Source organism: Gammaproteobacteria bacterium (assembly GCA_016765075.1).
Taxonomy (GTDB): domain Bacteria; phylum Pseudomonadota; class Gammaproteobacteria.
Window position 1 is genome coordinate 1 of sequence record JAESQP010000122.1, and the last position, 4,100, is coordinate 4,100.

2 protein-coding genes are annotated in these 4,100 nt (G+C 45.9%); one reads left to right on the forward strand and one right to left on the reverse strand.

Annotated elements, in window-relative coordinates:
• Positions 1-396 precede the first annotated feature (396 nt).
• On the reverse strand, positions 397-1,563 hold the full coding sequence (locus JKY90_07390) for a glycosyltransferase family 4 protein (GenBank protein MBL4852087.1): 1,167 nt from the start codon (positions 1,561-1,563) through the stop codon (positions 397-399).
• Between the two features lie 738 nt (positions 1,564-2,301).
• Here JKY90_07390 and JKY90_07395 point away from each other — a divergent pair.
• Positions 2,302-4,100: hypothetical protein (locus JKY90_07395; protein ID MBL4852088.1), on the forward strand; the 1,799-nt coding region annotated here is incomplete at its 3' end.

The window sequence follows — 4,100 nt, forward strand, 5'->3', positions numbered from 1 at the left end:
TAGTACACAACAACTGTTTCTCGCTAAAATGGAAGTTACTTCTCGCGTGTGCCTGAAATATTCAGATTCAAGGCGAAAATCGCACGTAATAGCTGGCTATTACGAAGGTTTTCGCCTTGAATCTGAATATTTCAGGCACAATTGTAATCCCCCTATTTTCCGCAGTAGCTAAAAATAGAGGTTTAAGCGGCTTCCAATAATCTGATTGGCGGCACCCCACCAATCGCTGTATACGGCCGTTGGTTATTGTAAGTCCATAACCACTCCGTGGCTAATAACTGCGCACGAGAAGTAACTTCCATTTTAGCGAGAAACAGTTGTTGTGTACTATATTTTAATAAACCAATCTAACAAATTCTAAATGCCCAACAATCAAAGCTTGAGAGAGCAATAAAATTACTGAAATTCCGATATCACTCTAGCCGCATTCGTATGCCAGGTATAATTTTCTTTTACCCAATGGCAGCCTTTTTTCGCCACGCCGTCACGATGCGCTGAATCATCAGCTAATCTGCGTATTAATTTTGCCAAACCATCTGACCCCACTACATTCTGTGGCGCCAGCCAAAGATGCTCTCCAGCCCTGAATAACTCCCGCACAGAAGGGGTATCTGGGCCAATTGTTGGTAACCCCATAGACATATATTCAAACAGCTTAAGAGGTGAGCAATAATCAAGGGTATAAGGCATTACGGCTAAATCAAAGGTTGCCATAATCTGCGGAACATCCTGATGGTCCTGCCAACCAAGCTGGAGGTAACTGTCTTTCGGACAATTTCGGCCTAACTCTGCGTGCACAACCGGAAAGTCTTGCCCATCACCAATCACAAACAAAAAGAATTTATCTTGTTGATTACCGTTAGCCAGCAAGGCATAGCTTTTGACCAGTTCGGGCAACCGTCGAAACGCCTCCATCCCCCCCAAATAACCAATAACAAACCGATCCTCGGGAATCCCGTAACGTCGGCGTAATGCTTTGCGTTGAGACAACAAATCGCAATCAAACCTTCGCACATCGACTCCATTAGGGTTAACCACAATCTTGTCTTCGCTGACTCCAGCGTCTATTAATAACTGCTTGAGCACAGAAGAGACAGGGAAGATTTTATCAACAAATCTAAACTGCTTAAATTCTAACCGCCGAGGAAGGGTACGTACCATTTTTGATTTGAAATGCTCATCAGATAAAATTGCGTTAACTTCTATTGCAATTTTAACAGTAGGGTGCCGCCGTTTAAGTTCGGCAAAGTCAATCCTGACAGACTCATTACGCACGATCAACAAATCATAATTCTGCGCTGCCAATTTTCTGCTGACCTCTTCTGTGCGCCTTGGGTGCATCACCGTCATACGTAAAAAGGCATGAATCGAAGGCGGTAACCAGCTCGCAGCGGTCAACCTCTTTTCAGACGGTTGCGGTTTTGGTAGGCCTTCCTCCAACTCGTAAAACGAATCAACTGACTCCACACCCTTAACAGCATTCAAAGCAGCATAAAATTCACGCGCATGAGTACGCCCACCATGATGTGAATTAATCGTATGACAAAGATATAGTACTTTCAAAACCAGCTTCCCACTATTTTTGAGCCACAAATGTTTATTCTAACATTGCTGAAATAATCGTTAGAAAAAATTAGGCCAAAAAACAGGCGTTCGCGTCACTAACTTGTCAATACTAAGAACCGATTGTGCCGCTATCTGGTGATGGATTTTTCACTTCCTTATGCACATATCGACTCGCCTATGACACGACTGCAAGGAATGAATACTTTATGCGCCCGAAGGGTTCCAAGTACGCAACAGCCTATATACCCCGACCACCCTACGTCCGTGTCGCTACGTCATACAGATTGCTATAATAGTTAACGAAGTAACAGTGGGGTCTGTATACTCCCCCCTCTTTCCTCACGGAAAGAAAACTTGGCGAAATACGCCTAATTCACCTGTTCACCTGATATTCATGCCACTAAGATACAGTTGCTGCCAGTCGTTGCTTGGCGATCACAGTATCAAACGGATAGCTGGGCTTGCATAAGAAGTCATATTGCCCCTTTACAACTAAACAAATGGTCTGATTCTTGCTTGGTTGTAAAGGTTTTATCATGATAATTAACCTTACAAAACTTCTAGTTTGATTCTAATTAAATCGCAAGCACACTATCACAGCCTATGTGCCATGAGGGTACTTCTGCGTCGTCTAAAGCACCTACTAATTAACACGAATCTGAATATTTTGACCTGCAATCCAATCCATCCAGTGACATCAGCAACCCCCCCTTATATAAACAATCCGGACATTTCATGAATCTGAAAAATCGCATCTATACACCCTACTTAACAGTATTATTACTATGTGCCCTCTCAGCCTGTGGTGGTGGTGGCGGCAGTGGTACACCAAATTCTAGTAATACGACAAACAGTGTTAACTTTGAGCGCGGACAGCTCTCTGCACCAGCCAGCCTTAACGGTGGTGGAATAAAGGGGCCACTTGCACACGCAACAGTCAATGTATACCAACTAGACCCAAGCTCGCCGGGTTTTTTTGACTCGAACAACCCTATTGCTACAGGTAACACTGACGCCAATGCGGCCATTCAGAACCTAAGCTTCCCAGCCGGCACCACCTTGCCCCTGATATTGGAAGTAGATGGCACCGCCAGCACCGACCTCATCACTGGCCAAACCCCGGTACTGAGAAAGCTAGTCACTGTCATTACCAGAGATCAAATCGAGGCGGGGGTTTCCGTTTATGCTACCCCCTTATCCACCATGTCCTACCTGGTGGCAAAAAATGCGGCCAGCAATGGTTCTGTCAATGTATTTTTGAACCAACTGACCCCTGCCAACGACCTGGTATTGTCAGTATTCAATTTTGGTCTTGGCGCAAACTTGAACACCTTCCTGACCTCGCCTTTAATTGACAGCAACGCTACCACTGTTGAAAGACAACAGCTCGCTGCACAATACCGCGCTGCCAATGAAGCTTTGGCCGCCGTAGTTTACCAGGCGACCAATCAACTTCGTTCAAGCGGCACAAACGTTAACGAAGACACTATTCTGGCCCAACTCGCACGCGACCTGCAGGCTGACCTGCGTATAGACAATCGAGCCGCTAATGCATCATTACCTCACAATATTAACCTCGATATCATCCGTGCCAATGCTCTTGATTTAAATATTCCTCAGTCTTCAATTAGGATCAGAGATATCGTTACCGTACTCGAAGGCGAGCTACAGCTAGGTAATTCGACCGCCACCTTTCTCATCCCGAATTACACACCCCCTATTACCCAGGCATTACTCAACGCGGATATTGATAACGATGGTATTGTTAATGCGCGAGATAATAGCAATGGTAATACACGCAACAACAATACTTCTGGCGCAACCGTTTTGAACGCTGATTTTGAGCGTCTGAGCCGGGGCGCCTACCGCGAATCAGACCTGCGCTCAGATTTTAACGTTAACTCATGGCGTAGCAATGGGCTGTCCGAATTCAGACGGTATAGAAATGAAACCGTACATGGGCCAAACGCCAGCTCTATGGACATTGTTGTAGATCCGGCGAACTCAGGGCGCGGTAATGTATTGCGCACGTTGCACCGCCAAGGGCGAGGCGGCAACAGTATCGCAGCAGGTGGGTTTCGCTTCAGGGCCGATTTGCCGCCATCAAATGAATACTATTTTGCCTATGACTTTTATATACCGTCTGGTTGGTTCCAACCACTGCAATTTAAAATGCCTGCACTGATAAACGGCACTCTACTGGAGGCTTCGCATGGCGGGGAGACTCCGTCGCCTGAGACCTTGGTGGCGTTTAACTCGCGTATGCAGCTTTTCTCAGCCTCAGCCTTCAATCGTGACGATGGCAGTCTTTGCAGCATTGTTTACGATAAAGACAGCGTACAAAGGCCTCGCTGGACCAATTTTTTAAACTCGACATCGCTTGATTTTAGTGGGCAACGAGACAATCTGGCTGGCCAATATATTATGCCGCGTGGTCGCTGGGTCAAGATAGAGCAATATGTAAAGGTCAACACCAACGGCTTAAACAACGGCAAAATGATGATGTGGGCGGACGGAGAGTTGATTTATGATCA